Annotated in this window: 20 protein-coding genes; 12 read left to right on the forward strand and 8 right to left on the reverse strand. The window is 70.6% G+C overall.

From position 1 onward, the window contains the following. Positions 1-8 precede the first annotated feature (8 nt). Positions 9-863, forward strand: a complete 855-nt coding sequence (locus BM286_RS08420; protein WP_245779340.1) for an MBL fold metallo-hydrolase — start codon at positions 9-11, stop codon at positions 861-863. A gap of 27 nt (positions 864-890) precedes the next feature. On the opposite strand, the gene BM286_RS08425 is transcribed toward BM286_RS08420, so the two are convergent. Together BM286_RS08425 and BM286_RS08430 are read right to left on the reverse strand one after the other, a co-directional pair. Then, positions 891-1,508: an HAD family hydrolase gene (locus tag BM286_RS08425; RefSeq protein WP_092921108.1), complete on the reverse strand. Its 618-nt coding sequence runs from the start codon at positions 1,506-1,508 to the stop codon at positions 891-893. Between the two features lie 138 nt (positions 1,509-1,646). After that, a complete protein-coding gene (locus BM286_RS08430) occupies positions 1,647-2,129 on the reverse strand; it encodes a DUF7321 family protein (RefSeq protein ID WP_092921109.1) in 483 nt (160 codons plus the stop codon). Between the two features lie 114 nt (positions 2,130-2,243). Here BM286_RS08430 and BM286_RS08435 point away from each other — a divergent pair, with 114 nt between their 5' ends. The 9 genes from BM286_RS08435 (at position 2,244) to BM286_RS08475 (ending at position 8,100) form a co-directional block, all read left to right on the forward strand. Beyond that, a complete protein-coding gene (locus tag BM286_RS08435) occupies positions 2,244-3,200 on the forward strand; it encodes a DUF7319 domain-containing protein (RefSeq protein WP_092921110.1) in 957 nt (318 codons plus the stop codon). Positions 3,201-3,298: 98 nt separating this feature from the next. Continuing rightward, positions 3,299-3,949 carry a halocyanin domain-containing protein gene (locus tag BM286_RS08440; RefSeq protein WP_092921111.1) on the forward strand — a complete coding sequence of 217 codons (651 nt, stop codon included), beginning with the start codon at positions 3,299-3,301 and terminating at the stop codon, positions 3,947-3,949. Next, positions 3,946-4,335: a DUF7318 family protein gene (locus BM286_RS08445; protein WP_092921112.1), complete on the forward strand. Its 390-nt coding sequence runs from the start codon at positions 3,946-3,948 to the stop codon at positions 4,333-4,335. Before BM286_RS08440 ends, BM286_RS08445 begins: the two co-directional genes overlap by 4 nt. A 7-nt stretch (positions 4,336-4,342) precedes the next feature. Next, entirely contained in the window at positions 4,343-5,152 is an 810-nt protein-coding gene (locus tag BM286_RS08450) for a cytochrome b (protein ID WP_092921113.1), read from the forward strand. Between the two features lie 4 nt (positions 5,153-5,156). Continuing rightward, positions 5,157-5,945, forward strand: coding sequence for a cytochrome b family protein (locus BM286_RS08455; RefSeq protein WP_092921114.1), 789 nt, complete (start codon positions 5,157-5,159; stop codon positions 5,943-5,945). A gap of 71 nt (positions 5,946-6,016) precedes the next feature. Continuing rightward, positions 6,017-6,448 carry a DUF7315 family membrane protein gene (locus BM286_RS08460; RefSeq protein ID WP_092921115.1) on the forward strand — a complete coding sequence of 144 codons (432 nt, stop codon included), beginning with the start codon at positions 6,017-6,019 and terminating at the stop codon, positions 6,446-6,448. A gap of 4 nt (positions 6,449-6,452) precedes the next feature. Then, positions 6,453-6,734: a DUF7314 family protein gene (locus tag BM286_RS08465; RefSeq protein WP_092921116.1), complete on the forward strand. Its 282-nt coding sequence runs from the start codon at positions 6,453-6,455 to the stop codon at positions 6,732-6,734. Positions 6,735-6,849: 115 nt separating this feature from the next. Continuing rightward, positions 6,850-7,596, forward strand: a complete 747-nt coding sequence (locus tag BM286_RS08470) for an NAD(+)/NADH kinase (protein ID WP_092921117.1) — start codon at positions 6,850-6,852, stop codon at positions 7,594-7,596. Between the two features lie 60 nt (positions 7,597-7,656). Continuing rightward, entirely contained in the window at positions 7,657-8,100 is a 444-nt protein-coding gene (locus BM286_RS08475; protein ID WP_092921118.1) for a DUF7313 family protein, read from the forward strand. A 75-nt stretch (positions 8,101-8,175) separates the two neighbouring features. On the opposite strand, the gene BM286_RS08480 is transcribed toward BM286_RS08475, so the two are convergent. The 5 genes from BM286_RS08480 to BM286_RS08500 all read right to left on the reverse strand — a co-directional run bounded on the left by BM286_RS08480 (position 8,176) and on the right by BM286_RS08500 (position 13,291). Beyond that, entirely contained in the window at positions 8,176-9,498 is a 1,323-nt protein-coding gene (locus tag BM286_RS08480) for a M28 family peptidase (RefSeq protein ID WP_092921119.1), read from the reverse strand. Positions 9,499-9,606: 108 nt separating this feature from the next. Continuing rightward, the gene (locus BM286_RS08485; protein WP_092921120.1) at positions 9,607-10,266 is read right to left on the reverse strand and encodes a DUF420 domain-containing protein; all 660 of its coding nucleotides are present in this window, start codon (positions 10,264-10,266) and stop codon (positions 9,607-9,609) included. Positions 10,267-10,373: 107 nt separating this feature from the next. Continuing rightward, entirely contained in the window at positions 10,374-11,426 is a 1,053-nt protein-coding gene (locus BM286_RS08490; protein ID WP_092921121.1) for an NAD(P)-dependent glycerol-1-phosphate dehydrogenase, read from the reverse strand. A gap of 102 nt (positions 11,427-11,528) precedes the next feature. Continuing rightward, positions 11,529-12,227: a LysE family translocator gene (locus BM286_RS08495; protein WP_092921122.1), complete on the reverse strand. Its 699-nt coding sequence runs from the start codon at positions 12,225-12,227 to the stop codon at positions 11,529-11,531. Positions 12,228-12,487: 260 nt separating this feature from the next. Continuing rightward, positions 12,488-13,291 (reverse strand): DUF2103 domain-containing protein, encoded by an 804-nt coding sequence (locus BM286_RS08500; RefSeq protein ID WP_092921123.1) that lies wholly within the window; start codon positions 13,289-13,291, stop codon positions 12,488-12,490. Positions 13,292-13,422: 131 nt separating this feature from the next. Between BM286_RS08500 and BM286_RS08505 the strand changes: the two genes are divergently transcribed. Next, a complete protein-coding gene (locus tag BM286_RS08505; protein ID WP_092921124.1) occupies positions 13,423-14,112 on the forward strand; it encodes a hypothetical protein in 690 nt (229 codons plus the stop codon). Beyond that, positions 14,109-14,744 (forward strand): hypothetical protein, encoded by a 636-nt coding sequence (locus BM286_RS08510; RefSeq protein WP_092921125.1) that lies wholly within the window; start codon positions 14,109-14,111, stop codon positions 14,742-14,744. The genes BM286_RS08505 and BM286_RS08510 overlap by 4 nt, the downstream gene beginning before the upstream one ends. 28 nt (positions 14,745-14,772) lie before the next feature. On the opposite strand, the gene BM286_RS08515 is transcribed toward BM286_RS08510, so the two are convergent. Next, positions 14,773-15,969, reverse strand: a complete 1,197-nt coding sequence (locus BM286_RS08515) for an ArsA family ATPase (protein WP_092921126.1) — start codon at positions 15,967-15,969, stop codon at positions 14,773-14,775. Between the last annotated feature and the right edge of the window lie 208 nt (positions 15,970-16,177).

Consider the following 16,177-nt stretch of genomic DNA (forward strand, 5'->3'; position numbering starts at 1 on the left):
ACGACCCCGTGGTCACCAGGGTCGAAGTCCCCGTCGACACGCGCGCCCCCGACGGGACTACGAACGCCTACGTCCTCGACGGGCTCCTCGTCGACCCGGCGGCCCGGACCGACGCGCTCGACGCCGCGGTGGCGGAGCGGGGGTCGTCCCCGTCGGGCGGCCCCGCCGACGCGCTCGCCGCCCCGTCCGTCGAGGCGATCGCGGTCACCCACGCCCACCCGGACCACGTCGGCGCGGTCGCCGACTACGCCGCGCTGACGGGCGCGACCGTCGTCGCCCGCGAGGGCCACGCCGACCGCTTCGCGGCGGCGGCCGGGATCGCCCCCGACGAGACGGTCGCGCCCGGAGAGACGGTCGCGGACACCGCGGTCCGCGCGGTCGACACGCCGGGGCACGCGCCCGATCACGTCGCGTTCGCGGTCGGCGGGCCGGAGGCCGGCGGACCGCCGGAACGATCGTCGCGCGCCGTGCTGTGCTGTGGCGACCTCGCGGTCGCAGAGGGGAGCGTCGCCGTCGCCGCGCCCGAGGGCGACCTCGCCGCGTACCTCGCGAGCCTCGAACGGGTTCGCGACGCCGGCTACGACCGACTGCTCCCGGGACACGGCCCGGCGATCGACGACCCGGCGGCGACCTGCCGGCGGCTGATCGAACATCGAATCGCCCGCGAACGCGACGTGATCGCCGCGATCGACGGCGGCGCGGCCGACCTCGACGCCGTCGTCGACGGCGCTTACGAGAAGGACCTCTCCGGCGTGCGGGACCTCGCCCTGGCGACGGTCGCCGCGCACGTCGAGAAACTGGTGACCGAGGGACGGGTCGAGGGGGCGTGGCGCGCGCGGCTGGCCGACCGCGGGTTCGAGTGACCCGCTCGCCCCCGCCGAACCCCGCTCCTACTCCGCTTCGAGCTCGACGACGACCTCCGACAGCGGCGTCTCCGTCACGTCGACGAAGCGCCCGCCGGCGGCGACGATCCCCCCGTCGACCTCCGCGTCGTCGCCGACGTGGACGAGCGCGGTCGTCGAGGCCCCGAGCGCCTCCGCGGCGGCCTCGAACGCCGACGGGTGGGGCTTGCGCCAGCCGCAGCCGACGCTCGTCGTGACCGCGTCGAACTCCCCGCGGAGCCCGGCGCGGATCAGCGTTCGGGGGACCAGCTCGGGGACCGCGCAGTTCGAGAGCAGTCCGACCGGCCCGCGCTCGCCCGCCCCCTGAACCGCGTCGAGCGCGCCGTCGCGTCGGGTCACGTCCGGGTCGAACGCCGCGATCACGGCGTGTCTGGCGACGTTCTGATCCGCGTCGACGCCGCGGGAGTCGAGCGCGCGGGCGACGTGCGCGGGGAGCGGGACCTCCGCGCCGGCCGGCGCCTCGACGTGCCGTTCGCCGTACGCGACGTGCCAGTCGTCCGGGACCGCCACGTCGCGGGACTCCAGTTCGCGCGCGACCGCTTCCGCCGGATCGGACGGGTACTCGACGTCGACGAGGGTCCCGAAAAGGTCGAAGGTGACTGCCACGATACCACTGGTAGGGACAACCCCGGATTGAAGCTGTCGGTCGGGAAGACCCGTTCCGACGACGGCCACGCGGGGACCCGCTCGATGTCGGTCCCACGGTGACCCGTTTCGACGTCGGCCGCACGAGGCGCGTCGCGCTCAGAACAGCGAGCCGAAGTGGAGCGTGATAAGGCGGTAGAGGCCGGTAACCCACGCGCACAGCCACAGCAGCATGAACCCCGCGACGCCGGCCCGGAGCCGCTTCCGCCAGTGGCTCATGTCCTCGTGGAGCTCGTCGATGTCCACGCTGGGGTCCTCGTAGGCGTCCGCGTTCCGCTTCGCCTGGAAGATCCGCACGATCCCGGTGAGCGCGAACGCCAGCAGGGCGTACGCCTGAACGCCGAAGAACGCGTGGACGATCGCCAGCCCGCTCACCTGGTCGAGGACGCGCGGGATCATCCACCCGACGAGGGGGACGGTCGTGAGCAGCAGACCGGCGACGATGTACCGCAGGTGCCGCATCAACACGTTCCACGACACCGTCTCCGTGTCGATCATGATCCAAGCGCCGTACAACAGGAACGGCAGGCTCGCCGTCACGGACATCCCGGCAAGCGCCGCGATGACCGACTCGTCGACCATACGATCGGTTCGTGCTCCGGCGCGTAAAGCCCCGCGATCCGCGTCCGGCGACGGGGCCCCCCGGCCGGACGCGGACGAAAACAGTTAGCGTCAGGAGCACGTACCGCCGAGGTGATGGAGGACACCTCGACGCGGTCGGAGTCGGAGTCGCCGCCGGAGGAGCCGGCAGATCCGGCGTCCGACGGTCCGGAAACCCCTGCTTCGGAGGCCGAGGAGAACGGCACCCCGGCCGACGCCGGGGGTCCTTCCGGGGACGAGACCGACGCCGGGGACCCCTCCGGAGACGGGACCGACGAGGGGACCCGGGAGGGCGAGACCGACATCGAGGCCCTCCGCGAGCGCGTCGAATCCGAGTACGACTTCGACGAGTTCGGGCCGTCGGACATGGCGCAGATGAGCGCCGAGGAGTGGGGCGCCGCCTTCGACCCGGACACGTGGATCACCGGCGACGAACTCCTCGACCGGGTCGACGCCGAACTGAAGTCGCGGATCGCGACCCGCGACGTGTTCGGCGTCTTGGAGCGCGTCCGAGAGGACGGCGAGGAGCGCATCCTCGTCTACTCCGACGAGGGCTACGCGATCATCCGTCCCACGGGCGAGGTGCGCGGCGAGGGGACGGTGCTCCGGGACATCGAGCCGGTCGTCGCGCTCGCGGCGATGGACTCGTACGAGGTGCCCGAGCCGCCGGCGAACTGGTCGCTCCCGCACCCGGACAGCGTTCCGGAGGGGTCCGGCGAGTTCGGCAACGTCGTGATGCAGGCGGTCGCCGCGGTACAGGTGCTCGCCGGCGTCGCGCTGCTCGGCGCGACCGCCGTGACCGACCTCGACACCATCGTCGCGCCGGCGATGGGTATCGTCTTCCTCCTCGTCGGGGCCTTCCTGTTCGCGATGGTGGCGAACGCGCGGCTCTCCGACCGGTTCCGCTCGGAGGAGTACCGGGACCGGCTACGCGCGCTCCGCGAGGCGAAGAAGCGGCCCGAGTTCGTCCCCGTCGAGGACGGCGTCGTGACCGACGAGGCCGGCGGGAGAACCGACGAGGACGCCGACGTAACCGAGCCCGACCGAAACTGATAATCCGTCGATATCGGCGGTCTCAGGCCCCGCAAACTCCGCCACGTCGGCGGTTTCAGTCGGTGGGTTTAAGCGGACCCCGTCCTGAGTGAAACTGTATGAAAAGGCGGGACTTCGTGCGGACGGCCGGCGGCGCGACCGCCGCCGTCGCGGCCTCCGCCGGCGCGACCGGAACGGCGGCCGCACAGGAGGTACAGCCCGACTGGCCGAGCGGGGCGGCCGACGGGAACGTGGGCTCGTACACCGACGCCCGCGGACAAGACGAGGTGACCATCTCGGTCGGCGCCGGCAGCAACGGCCTCGCGTTCGACCCGACGCTCGTCTGGGTGGACGAAGGGACGACGGTCACCTGGGAGTGGACGGGCGCTGGGGGGTCTCACAACGTCCAGACGGTCGAGGGCGGGGGCCCGGCCAGCCTCGACAGCGGCGCCCCGGTCGGTGAGGAGGGGTACACCTACGAGTACGAGACCTCGAGCGAGGACGCCGGTATCACCCACTACCACTGCGTACCCCACACCGCGGTCGGCATGCACGGCGGCCTCGCCGTCGGCGGCGATGTCGCCACCGTCGAGGTCGGCGGCGGCGGCAACACCGGGTGGCCGGAGAGCATCGCCTACGTCGGCGTTCCGCTTCACGCCCACTGGGTCGGCATCTCCGCGATCCTCGGTATCGGGCTGACGTTCGTGTTCACGTTCTACATGCTCAAGTACGGCGAGTCGGCCCACACCGGCCACGGAGGTGCCAGATGAGTTCCGGCGGCTCCTCGTACGGCGATATCCACCGGTACGAGCCGGCCCGCGAGAGCACCGCGGCCGCGATCGCGATCGTGTTGCTCACGGTCATCGAGGTCGTCTTCGTCGCGCTGTTCACCTACGGACTGATGTCCGCCTGGGCGTCGACGGAGGCCGGGAACATGTACGTCGGCGCGCTGCTCGCGCTCATCTTCATCGACCTCGCGTTCATCCTGCTGCTGTACCGGAAGGAGTTCCTCCCGGACGTGATGATCGTGAAGAAACGCCGCCGCAAGTGGGAGGACCTGTACGTCCGCGAGGAGGACAAAGACGGAAAGACCTTCGACACCGACGGTCTCACGGACACGCTGAAACGGGCTGTGTACCCGTACTACAAGAAGTGATTCGACAATGAGTCTGAAAAAACAAGACGACATGGACCACAACGCGTGGCTCAAGAGTCAGGACCTCACCGCTATCGAGACGGCGTTCCTGACCACGCTCATCTGGCTCGACAAGCGGCTCCGCATCGTCGACTACCTCGAACTCCTGGAGACGATGTACTACCGCGCGAACCTCCAGATGCCGAAGAGCCACACCGAGCAGTACGACCTCGACAACAAGTTCTGGTACTGGTACCCGCTGTACTCGCTCGGGTCCCTCTCTATCATCGCGTACTTACTCGCGGCGGTATCGGGGGCGTTGCTCGGGTTCTACTACGCGCCGTCGACCGCGGGCGCGGCGGCACAGGGCGACCCCACCGCGGCGTACGACTCGCTGGTGATGATCATGAAAGACGTCCAGTTCGGCTTCATGCTCCGCTCGATCCACCGCTGGGCGGCGCAGTTCATGGTCGCGGCGGTGTTCCTCCACATGCTGCGGGTCTACTTCACCGGCGCGTACAAGGAACCGCGCGAGGTCAACTGGATCCTCGGCGTCGTGCTCATCGCCCTGACGCTTCTGTTCGGCTTCTCCGGGTACGTTCTCCCGTGGAAGCAGCTGTCCTTCTGGGCGGCGCAGATCGGCGTCGAACTGGCGCTCGCGACCCCCATCGTAGGGGAGTGGGCGGCGCAGCTGCTGTTCGGCGGGTTCACCCTCGGGCAGGCGACGCTCGTGAGAATGTACATCCTGCACGTGTTCGTGTTGCCGTTCGTGGTCACCGCGCTCATCGCGATCCACGTCGGTATCGTCTGGGTGCAGGGCATCGCGGAGCCGCACTAATCCAATGACCGACGACACCACCCCCATGACCGACGGAGGCACCGACGAGGAGGCGCGTACCGACGGCGGACCGCCGGCGACGGTCCCGCCGGACGACGAAACCCCGACCTGGTCCGAGCGGAAGGAGCGCAGCCAGGGGCTCGCGCAGCTCACCTACCAGTACTTCGAGCGTTCCCGGCGCGAGGACGAGGACCTCCGCGCGGAGTCGACGTACGTCGAGCGCGACGTGCTCGGCTTCCCGACGTGGCCCCACGAGACGATCCGGAACCTCGCGATCACGTCCTTCTTCCTGGGGATCATGCTGCTCGTGGCGGCGATCTTGCCGTCCCACTTCGGGGATCCGGCCAACCCCGGTTCCACGCCGGCGATCATCCTGCCCGACTGGTACCTCTACTGGTCGTTCGGCCTGCTGAAGCTCAGCCCGATCAACCCCGGACTCGCGGTGTTGGGCGGTAACATCATCGTGTCGAACGAGCTGTACGGTCTCATCGCCCACGGAGTCATCTTCGGCGTCATCACGCTCGTGCCGTTCCTCAACAAGGGGAACGCGCGGCGTCCCGTCGAGGAGCCGGGCTGGGCGGCGCTCGGGGTGACCGGCGTCGTGCTGGCGATCACGCTGGCGGTGCTCGCCATCCAGAACTTCTTCCCGTTCCAGCTCGAGCTGCTGCTCTCGCTCACGTTCATGCTCCCGGTGGCCGCCGGCCTCATCACCTACGCGGTGTTGAAGACGATGCGAGAGGGGTACATGTACGACCTCAACCGTCGGTACTACATGCTGCGGCCGCCGAAGTAACGCCCGCCTCGCGTCCCGGACCGCGTCGCGGTCGAAATCTCTCTCCCCTTCCGACCCGCTCCGCATCACCCATGACATCCTCATCAGACGGCGATTCCACGCAGTCGTTCGACGAGACCGGCGACCCAATCGCGGGCGACGACGACGCCGACCCGCGAAGCGAGCCGACGGGTCCGCGGGCGGGCCCGGGCGGCCGCGAGGTCGTCGTCCCGTTCCGGCTGTACAAGGCGGTGACAGTTTTCTCGACGCTCGCCGCGGTGGTCACCTTCCTGATCGGGTTCACGCTCGTCGACGCCGCGACGCTTCAGATAAGCTTCGTCCGGACGATCATCGTCTACCTGCTCGACAACGCCGGTATCCTGCCGCCGGAAGACGTGCTCGTGGCGATACTGGCGATCACGGGCGTGGGGTTCATCCTCCTCGGAACCGCCGTGTACGTGCTCGGGACTCGGTTCCGCGGACAGGGGATGGGAAAGTCTCAAGACGACCCCAGCGAAACGTGAGGTAATGGCAGACGAGTTCATCAAGGGCTTCGCCCTGTTCGCGATCGGGGGCCTCGGGTGGATCACCTTCGGGGGCTGGTACCGGACGCCGTCGTACTACGACGTGGTACAGCTCGTGAACCCGGCGGAGGGCGTGAACACGGCGTACGGCGAGGTCGGCGTGTTCGCGGGCGACGTGTTCTTCTGGCTAATGGTGCTCGGCGCGCTGACGTTCTGGGTCCTCATTCCCGCCAGCCGGCAGCTCCGCGACGCCATCAACGACGACGACGACGCGGCCGCGAACTGAACGCACCCTCGCTCGTCTCGCTTTTTCCAGTCCGCTTCGACGCCGTTCGGGAGTCGCGCCCGACGCCCGCCGACGAACCGGGAGCTTTTCACCGCCGCTCGCCCCACCCTCGCGCATGAGTGAGTCGACGCGGGGTCTCGCAGTTCTCGGTGACGGCGCCCCGGCGGCGTCGATCCGGTCGGCGGCGACCGCCGCGAGCGCCCGTCTCACCGATCTCACTGAGGCCGACGCGGTCGTCGCGGTCGGCGGCGACGCGCTTCGCGACGCGATGCGCGCGGTCGCGAAGGGGGACGCGCGCCGGGTTCCGGTCCTCCCGGTCGGGACCGGCCGTCACGCGGTCGCTCCCGGCCTCGCGGCCGACCGGATCGGCGGCGTCGTCGGCGGTCTCGGCGGGGCCGAGGCGCGGTTCGACGAGTTCTCGCGGGTCGCGCATCCGGTTTTAGCGGTCGAGGGCACCGGGGACGGTCGGCGTCGGTTCGCGGCCGCGGACGTCGCGTTCGTGACGGCGGAGCCGGCTCGGATATCGGAGTACGGGATCGCCCTTTCGGACGGCGAGACGGTCTCGGTGCGCGCGGACGGCGCCGTGGTCGCGACGCCGCTCGGCAGCGACGGGTACGCCGCGGCGGCCGGCGGTCCGGTGGTGTCGCCGGGAGGCGGCCTCGCCGTCGTTCCGATCTCGCCGTTCACGACGCGGCCGGACACGTGGGTCGCGAGCGGCGGCGTCCGCGTCGCGGTCGAGCGCGAGGCGGAAGCCGTCGCGTTGGTCGTCGACGGGACCCGACGGGGAGCGGTCGAACCCCACCGTTCGGTCCGGATCGAGACCGCGACGACCGTGGACCTCCTCTCCCCGACGGTGGAGTGACGCTTCGACGGGCGCGTCGATCGGAAAGGCTCTAATACGTCCTGAACGGAAATGGTGGATATGGACCCACTGCAGTTCCTCGTTCCCCTCGGCTGGCTGTCGGTCGTCGGGCCGGTGCTGCCGTACGCGATCTTCGTGATGACCGTCGCGAACCTCGCGACGCGGCACCTCGCGCACAGGCGGCATGTCGAACAGGGGCGAGAGGCCGACAGCGTCGACGCGTACACGCCGCACGTCTTCACGAACGTCGGGCTCGTCCTGCTGAGCTTCCTGTTCATCCTCGACTCGCCGGTGAGCGGGACGATCCTGTCGGTGCTCGTGCTCACGATGTTCATCGCGGACTTCTTCGAGTTGGAGGCGCGCAACGTCGAAGCCCGCAACGACATGGATATCGAGGCGCCGAAGAGCTCGATCGCCGCGTCGCTCATCGTGTTGGTGTGGTCGTCGTACTACGCGCTGTTCTTCGTCATCGAAGGGTTCTGGAACCAGTTCGTCGTCGCCTGACGGACTCCGGACCCGACCTCTTTCGGCCCGGCGCGACACGTTACCCCCGGTTTTCTCGTCCGTCGCCCGCTTCGCTCAGTACGGCCAGTCGCCGGTGAGCTTCATCCCCGTCGCTTTCCCCTCGGCTTCGAGCGCCGCGGCGATAGCGTCGCGATCGCGGCGCGGGATCGACGCGTCCGCGTCCGCGAGGTCGACGACGAGTTCCGTCAGGAGGATCGCCTGTTCCCGGAGGTTCCGCGACTCGAGCTTGTCGAGCGTGTCGGCGTGCGTGTGTCCCCAGCCGCGGCCGCGCCCCTCGGTCTCGCCGGAGACCATGTACCCCGGAATTCCCCGCTTCACGAACGGCCAGTGGTCGCTGTGGGGGACCAGCTCTCCGCCCGTCGAAATCGGGTGGTCGAAGCGGTCGCTCACGCGCTCGGCGGCCGCCGCCAGCGCGTCGAACTCGTGGTGATCGAGCCGCAGCGTCCGACCGAACACGTTGCTGTCGACGTTGACGACGGCGCGGACCGCCTCCCGGTCGGCCGCCTCGGCGGCCACCGACGACCCGACGAGACCGACCTCCTCGGCGCCGAACGCGGCGAACCGCACCTTCACGTCGAGTTCGTCCTCGCGCGCCGCGAGCGCCCGCGCGACCTCGACGATCGTCGCGGTACCCGCCCCGTTGTCCATCGCGCCCTCCGCGAGGTCGTGGGCGTCGACGTGCGAGGAGACGATCAGGCGCTCGTCGGTGTCGGGGCCGAGCTCCGCGACGGCGTTCCCGCTCGTCGCCGTCGGCGTCTCGCAGTCGACCGCGACGGTCAGCCTGTCGCCCTCGTGCCGTCGCGCGAGCCGAGCGCCGGTCTCCTTCGAGACGCCGACCGCCGGGATGTCCCCGATGGGCGCGTCCGCGGTCCCGACGCTTCCGGTCGGCGGGAGCGTCCCCTCGACGTGGTTGGCGAAGACGAAGGCGGCGGCGCCCGCGTCGACCGCGCGGTAGTACTTCTCCCGGCGGTGGATGAACCGGTCGACCGAGTCGGGCGTGTCCGACGAGACCATCACGACCGTCCCCTCGAGGTCCGCCTCGAACTCCTCGGGGACGCCGTGCGCGAGGTCGACGAACTCGCCGGTCGCCTCGCCGCTCGGGCTCCGCGGCAGCGCGATACAGGCGTTCGGGCCGACCGCGACCGGCTCGTCGGTCGCGGCGTCCCGCACCGCGCTGTCGCCGCGCTCCCAGCCCTGGATCTCGAACGCCTCGACCGCCGCGTCGCGCGCGCCCGCGTCGGCGAACGCGTCTCGGGTCAGTTCCAGCGCCTCGCGCTCGCCCGCCGAGCCGGCCATCCGGTCGCCGACGTCGACGAGGTCGAGGAGGTGGTTCCAGCCCGCGTCGCTCGTGAACGTCTCGCCGATCCAGTCGGTCATGCGTAGGCGTGTCGCGGCCCGCGCTCAAGCGTTTCGGTGGCGGCGGTGGCGGCCGGGACCCGACGGCGGGGGCGGCCGGAAGCGAGCGGGAGGGCCCGGCTGGGGCGCTCAGACCGGCACGCCCGGCAGGAGGACCGTCGCGGCCTCGGCGGCCGCGAACGTCGAGTCGTACAGGTGGTTCAACAGGAGGTACGTCACGACGCCGAGTACGAGCGAGAGGATCCACGCGCTCGCGGCGATCCGCCCGACGCGACGGTGGGGCGTCTCGTTCCGAAGCTCACGCTCCGTGTGCGTGAGGCCGAGGACGATCGCGTAGAGGACGACGGGGACGGAGACCACGGAGAGGACGATGTGAATCGCCAGCATGATCAGGTAGGCGGGGTACACCGGGTCCCACAGCGGGACCCAGGCGTACGCCGAGTCCAACACGAACTCCTTGGTGCCGCCGCCGGCGACCTTCGGGAGGTACATCCCGAGGAACAGGAGGATGAGGCCGAACGAGGTCGTCATCGCCGCGGCGTGTTTCTTCACCTCGTCGTTGCGGATCCAGTACCACCCGAGCGAGAGGGTGATCACGGTGACCGTGTTGACGGCGGCGATGGCGTGCGCGAGGAGGTTCACGGTCTCCTGCGTGAGTGTGGGGAACAGCGCCTGGAACTCCGGCACGAGGAACACGCCGCCGACGGCGCCGTAACCCACGAGCGTGAGGAGAACGGTTATCTCTGTGGCCCGCGCTTTGGCCCGCTCGCGAACGCTGGCGGTGGACATATCGGACGGAGGGAACGGAGCGATAAGTCGGCTTCGGGTGCTCCCGTCGGGCGGGACGTTTCGCCCCCGCCCGTCCCGAAAGCGTCGTCGCGACAGCGGCGTCGCGACTACCGCTCGATGACGCCCGTCGCGGTCGCGACCTCGACCGCGGCCTCCTCGTTGATCCCGCCCTGGAGGATGGTGTAGCGGTCGCGGATCTCGTGGGCGCTCGTCAGGGCGGCGATCAGCTCCGCGTCGTCGATCCCCAGTTCGCTCGCGGTCGTCGGCGCGTCGAGTTCCGCGAGCGCGTCGCGGATGGCGTTCCAGCGCCCGTTCTCGCCGCTGTGTAGGTACTCGGTCATGATCGACGCAACGCCGACCTGGTGGCCGTGGAGCGCCTTGCCGGGGGCGATCCGGTCGAGCTGGTGGGAGATGAGGTGTTCCGCGCCGGACGCGGGCCGCGAGGAGCCGGCGATCGACATCGCGACGCCCGAGGAGACGAGCGCCTTCACGACCACCCACGACGACTCCTCCAAGCCGGGCCGGATCATGTCGGCGTTCTCGACGAGCAGCTCCGCGGTCATCTCCGAGAGCGCGCCCGCGTACTCGCTGTACTCGACGTTGCGCAGTCGGCGCGCCAGCCGCCAGTCCTTCACCGCGGTGTAGTTGGAGATGATGTCGGCACAGCCCGCGGTGGTGAGCCGCCACGGCGCCTCCGCGAGCAGCGTCGTGTCCGCGACGACGGCGAGCGGCGGGTCGGCCGCGACCGAGTGGCGCGTGTCGCCCTCGGGGATCGAGGAGCGCCCGGAGACGATGCCGTCGTGGGAGGCGACCGTCGGGGCGGAGACGAAGCCCACGTCGAGGTGGTCCGCGGCCATCTTCGCGATGTCGATGGGTTTCCCGCCGCCCAGGGCGATCAGGTAGCCGGGGTCGACCGCCTCCGCGGTCGCCTTCAGTTCCTCGACGGCGTCGAAGGAGGCCTCCTCGACGACGGCGGTCGCGGGGTCGTCGAACTGCGCCCGGACGCGGTCACCCGCGATCTCGTTGGGCGTCGGGCTCGTCACGATCAGCGGCCGCCCCGTGAGGTAGAGGTCGCCGACCGCCTCCCCGAGGTCGTCGAGGACGCCGTGTCCCACGAGCACGTTCCGCGGGAGCTTGATCCACGTCGTCTTCTCGAACATACGGGTCGGTCGCACCGACGGGTCAAAGCCGTTGTCCATGCGGATCGCGAACCGTTCGGTCGCGGAGGCGGTGGCGGGCGGGAAGTCGGTCGGTCGCGCTCGCTACGCCCCGAGCGCCGCCAGCGTCGTCGCGGCGTCGTAGAGGAAGTAGACGCCGAAGCCGGCGAGCACGGCGGCGGAGCCGACGGCGACGATCGGCGCGAACGCCTCGATCCGGCGCTCGGCGGCGACGAGCCCGGTCGGGAAGCCGACGATCCACGTCAACACGCCGAGGAAGAAGCCGCCGATGAGCGCGGGCGAGCCGGTGGCGACCACGAGGACCCCGGCGAGGTCGCTCCCGACGACGGGGAGCCGGGCGAGCACGTCGAGCTGCCCCGGCCGGAGGAGCCCGACGCCGATCGTCAGCCAGAACAGCACCTGGTAGGGGTTCGTTAAGGCGAGCACCAGCGCCTTGCGGAACCCCTTCCCCTCCGCGGCGATCGGCTCCTCGCCCGAGGTCGGCCGGAAGGACGCCCGCGCCCCCTGCGCCGCGCCGACGGCGAAGTACAGCATCAGGACGCCGCCGACCGCGACCATGACGCCCTGTAACAGCGGGAACGACTCCACGACCGCGACGACGCCGACGTACGCGAGGACGAAGAAGATCGCGTCGGCGGTCGCCGCGCCGAGTCCGGCCCGGAAGCCGGCGAAGCGACCGCGGAGGACCGACTCCTCGGCGATCACCGCGTTCATCGGGCCGGGCGGCGCCGCGAGCGCCAGGCCGAATAGGACGCCCGCACCGAGCGTAACGAGGGTGCTCACACCGTTCGACACGCCGGGTCTCGTGAAAAACCTCGCGACAGAGCGGCGGTCGGTTGCGGTCGGTTCCGGCCCGTGCGCCCGAGATCGATACACTGAGGAACAGATCCGATCACGGAGGAGCGGAACGGCGCGACGAACGAGCGGAACGGCGCAACGAACGAGCGGAACGGCGCAACGAACGAGCGGAACGGCGCGGCGCGCGAGCGGAACGGCGCGACGAGCGAGCGGAACGGCGCGGCGCGCGAGCGCCGATCCCGCGGCTACACGTCTTGGAGTTCGGCGTCGCGGAGCGCCTCGTTGAGGTCCTCGCGGACGCGCTCGCCGGTCTCCCGATCCATCGCCGTGGTGACGATCCGGTTCTCCTGAACGCTGGAGCCGTCGCGCAAGAGGAGTCGGACGTTGCCGTTCGTCCCCGCGCGCGTCGCCTTCGCGCGGAGCCCCGTCCGCGAGCCCGTGCCGCCGGCGTCGATTGGACCGGGGACGATCTTCTTGACGTGCGGATGCTCCGCGACTGTCTGGACGGCCTTCCGCCCCTTGCGATCGCCGATGAGCGTGGAGTGTGAGCCGCCGATCTTCTCGCGCGGCGGCGTCTCGACCACCGCCAGCGACCGATCGCCGCGTCGGCCGAGGACCCACCGGACGACCGGGCTCACGTCCTCCGGATCGTCGCCGTCGCGCGCGTCGTTCGCCGTCGCCGCGCCGTCCCGGCCGCTCTCGCTCGCGCCGCCGTCGGGGACGCGGTAGAACTCGTGGTGGAGCTGTGCGCGGGTCTCGCGGAGCGGTTCGCGCTCCCCCGCCGCGTAGACGGTCTCGGGTCGCTTCCGTCGGACCTCGTCGGCGACGCGGCCGGCGAAGTTCCGGAGTTGAACCTCGGTCAGGCGCTCGTCGTCCTCCGGACGCGTGGTGATCGTCGTCTCGCCCACGACGGCGTCCTCGTCGAGCATCGTCAGGTGCGCGCGGTCGGTCTCGAACTCCGCGACGACCGCGTCGGCGTTGGCGGTGTTACAGGTCAGACAGTAGTCCCCCGGCCTCTCGATCGGGGTGCCACACCGCCGGCAGTTCATACCGGTCGAACGGTCGTACGGGGTAAAAGGGCGTCCGTTCGGCGTGCCACCGGCTCGTCGAGCCGCGTTCCGCGGTCGCGACCCCGTCCCGTAGCAACAGGTTATAACCTTCGCCGGTCTCCGTACCGGACATGGACGGAGATCGACGGCGCGACGGCGGGGACGGCGCCGAGGGGGACTCCGGCGACTCGCGGGCGGCCGAGGCGGACGCCGGCGAGCCGGAGACCGTCGAGGACCGGCTGGAGCGGTTGGTCCGCGACGGGCGGCTCAACGCGCTCGCCGCGTGGGCGATGATCGCGGTCCTGGCGGGGGTCCTCGTCGAGAGCGCGCTCGATTACGACCTCCCGTCGGCGGCCATCGTCGTCGGACTCGGTGCGGTCGTGCTCGCGCCCACGGCCGCGGCCCGTGACTGGCGGGCGATGCTGCCGGCGGAACTGGTCGGTCTCGCGCTGCTGCCGGTCCTCGTACGCGCGGTCTTCGGCGGCGAACTCGGCACGTTCGCGACGTACGTCGCCATCGCGGCGCTGGCGCTCGTGGTCACCGTCGACCTCCACATGTTCACGTCGCTGCGGGTGACCCACTGGTTCGCGGTCGCCTTCGTCGTGATGGCGACCCTGGCGACGGCGGCGGTGTGGACGGTGTTACGCTGGAACCTCGACCAGAGCGCCGGGACCGCCTACCTGACGACGAACGACGCGCTGATGATCGAGTGGCTGTACGTGACGCTGGCGGGGCTCGCCGCCGGACTCCTCTTCGACGGCTACTTCCGGCGGCGGGGGCGGCGCCTCCGGCGCGTCATTCGGCGGGTGGTGCGCCGATGACGCTGCTCCCCCGTCCCTCGCTCGAATCGCAGCGGCGGCTCACCGGCGCGATGCAGGTCCTCCTCGTCGTCATCGTCGCGTACGGCTTCCTCGCCGGCGAACAGAAGGCGATAAGCAACGGCGTCATGGCCTTCCTCGTCACGCTGATTCCGGCGGCGCTCGAACGTCGGTACGACCTCCCGCTGGACCCGTGGCTCGCGCTGTGGATCACGATGGCGGTGTTCCTTCACACGGTCGGGTCGGCCGGGTTCTACGCCCGGGTCGAGTGGTGGGACCACATGACACACGCGCTGTCGGCCTCGCTGGTCGCCGCGGTCGGGTACACGACGCTGCGGGCGGTCGACCTCCACAGCGACGGGATCCGGATCCCGTCGCGGTTCGCGTTCGTCTTCATCGTCGTCATGGTCCTCGCGTTCGGCGTGCTCTGGGAGCTGTTCGAGTTCGGCCTCGACATCGTCGCGACCGAAACGGGGATCGACATGCCGCTGGCGCAACACGGGCTCGACGACACGATCCTGGATCTCATGTACAACACCGTCGGCGCGGTCCTGGTGGGGCTGTTCGGACAGGCGCACCTCTCGGGCGTCGCGGAGATAGTCCGGGACCGACTGCTCGGGAGCGTGCCCGAGTAGAACCGACGGCGCGGCCGCGGCTCGAAGCTCAGTTCAGGCAGGCAGCGACGACCCGCAGCGCGGCCTCGCCCCGCACCTCGTTCGCGAGCAGCGGCACGCGCTTCACCTCGCGGGCGCGGAACAGGTCCGTCGCCTCGCGGAGCGCGTTCTGTTGGACCTCCCAGCGGCGCGCGCAGAACTCGCAGGTGTCGGGGTTCGGCTCCACGACCCAGTCGGGGTCGATCCCGTTCGCGCCCCCGCCGGTCACGTCGTCGACGCCCTCCATCACCCGATTGACGACGAGCGTGTTCACCGGAATACCGAACTCGTCGAGCCGGGCGACGAGGCGTTCCGACTCGACGACGCTCATCTCCTCCGGGATCATCACGACGCGGAAGTCGGTCTTCGCGGGGTCGCGGAGGACGGCCCGCAGGCGCTCGATGCGCTCGCGGAGCTCCTCGAGGTCGGCGGAGGGGTCGGGCTCGTCGTCGCCCCCGCCGAACATCCCCTTGATCCCGTCCATCATCCCCGAGAAGCGCTGGCGGAGCTTCATCACGCGGCCGAGCATCGAGTCCATTATCTCGGGCAGCTGGAGCAGCCGGAGGGTGTGGCCGGTCGGCGCGGTGTCGACGACGACGCGGTCGAACCGCGGGTCGTCGAGGTACTCCAGCAGCTGGCGCATCGCCGCCGCCTCGTCGGCGCCGGGCATCGTCCCGCCGAGGAGGCCGCCGAGCCCCTCTCCGTCCTCGCCCGCCGCCCCGGCGTCGGCGCCGCCCATCGGCCCGTCGCCGCCCATCCCGCCCATCGCGTCGCCCATCTCCCCGAGTCCCCCGAGCGGGTCGGCGTCGGCGCCGAACATCCCCTCCTCCATCGCGGCGTCGGGGTCGATCTCGGCGGCGTAGAGGGGAAGGTCCTCGCGGACGCGCGCCGGCTCCGCGGGGATCTCCGTCTCGTAGGTGTCGGACAAGGAGTGCGCGGGGTCGGTGGAGACGACGAGCGTCCGGACGCCGCCCGCGGCCGAGGCGAGCCCCGTCGCGGCCGCCATCGTCGTCTTCCCCACGCCCCCCTTCCCGCCGTACAGCACGTAGTCGGGCGCGTCGACGCCCGCGGGCAGGTCGGCGAGGTCGTCGTCGACGGTCAGCGCCTCGTCCGTCTCCGCGGGCTCGACGGCGGTGTCGGCCTCGTCGGCCCCCTCGTCTTCGGGCTCGTCGACCCGGTCGACCGGCTCGACATCGATGTCGTCCATACCAGCGTGTCGTTCCGGCGGACACCTGTACCCGTCGGTCCCGATAAGATAGCGTTGCGATCCGTTTCGAAAGACGGGCGATCAGTAAGGTCGCTGACTCGACGACGAGCACTCACGAAGCCCCAGCCGCTCGGTAATACGCGACCGACGAGAGGCCGGCGGTGAACACCGCCAAAGCCCCAGCCGCGAGGCCGCCGTACGCTCGTTG

This window comes from Halorubrum sodomense, from assembly GCF_900111935.1.
Classification (GTDB): Archaea; Halobacteriota; Halobacteria; order Halobacteriales; family Haloferacaceae; genus Halorubrum; species Halorubrum sodomense.

Coding starts and splice junctions, on each gene's coding strand:
- BM286_RS08430 (WP_092921109.1), bottom strand. CDS start 2,129: ATGGTCGACGAGTCGGTCATCGCGGCGCTTGCCGGGATGTCCGTGACG.
- BM286_RS08435 (WP_092921110.1), top strand. CDS start 2,244: ATGGAGGACACCTCGACGCGGTCGGAGTCGGAGTCGCCGCCGGAGGAG.
- BM286_RS08440 (WP_092921111.1), top strand. CDS start 3,299: ATGAAAAGGCGGGACTTCGTGCGGACGGCCGGCGGCGCGACCGCCGCC.
- BM286_RS08445 (WP_092921112.1), top strand. CDS start 3,946: ATGAGTTCCGGCGGCTCCTCGTACGGCGATATCCACCGGTACGAGCCG.
- BM286_RS08450 (WP_092921113.1), top strand. CDS start 4,343: ATGAGTCTGAAAAAACAAGACGACATGGACCACAACGCGTGGCTCAAG.
- BM286_RS08455 (WP_092921114.1), top strand. CDS start 5,157: ATGACCGACGACACCACCCCCATGACCGACGGAGGCACCGACGAGGAG.
- BM286_RS08460 (WP_092921115.1), top strand. CDS start 6,017: ATGACATCCTCATCAGACGGCGATTCCACGCAGTCGTTCGACGAGACC.
- BM286_RS08465 (WP_092921116.1), top strand. CDS start 6,453: ATGGCAGACGAGTTCATCAAGGGCTTCGCCCTGTTCGCGATCGGGGGC.
- BM286_RS08470 (WP_092921117.1), top strand. CDS start 6,850: ATGAGTGAGTCGACGCGGGGTCTCGCAGTTCTCGGTGACGGCGCCCCG.
- BM286_RS08475 (WP_092921118.1), top strand. CDS start 7,657: ATGGACCCACTGCAGTTCCTCGTTCCCCTCGGCTGGCTGTCGGTCGTC.
- BM286_RS08480 (WP_092921119.1), bottom strand. CDS start 9,498: ATGACCGACTGGATCGGCGAGACGTTCACGAGCGACGCGGGCTGGAAC.
- BM286_RS08485 (WP_092921120.1), bottom strand. CDS start 10,266: ATGTCCACCGCCAGCGTTCGCGAGCGGGCCAAAGCGCGGGCCACAGAG.
- BM286_RS08490 (WP_092921121.1), bottom strand. CDS start 11,426: ATGTTCGAGAAGACGACGTGGATCAAGCTCCCGCGGAACGTGCTCGTG.
- BM286_RS08500 (WP_092921123.1), bottom strand. CDS start 13,291: ATGAACTGCCGGCGGTGTGGCACCCCGATCGAGAGGCCGGGGGACTAC.
- BM286_RS08505 (WP_092921124.1), top strand. CDS start 13,423: ATGGACGGAGATCGACGGCGCGACGGCGGGGACGGCGCCGAGGGGGAC.
- BM286_RS08510 (WP_092921125.1), top strand. CDS start 14,109: ATGACGCTGCTCCCCCGTCCCTCGCTCGAATCGCAGCGGCGGCTCACC.
- BM286_RS08515 (WP_092921126.1), bottom strand. CDS start 15,969: ATGGACGACATCGATGTCGAGCCGGTCGACCGGGTCGACGAGCCCGAA.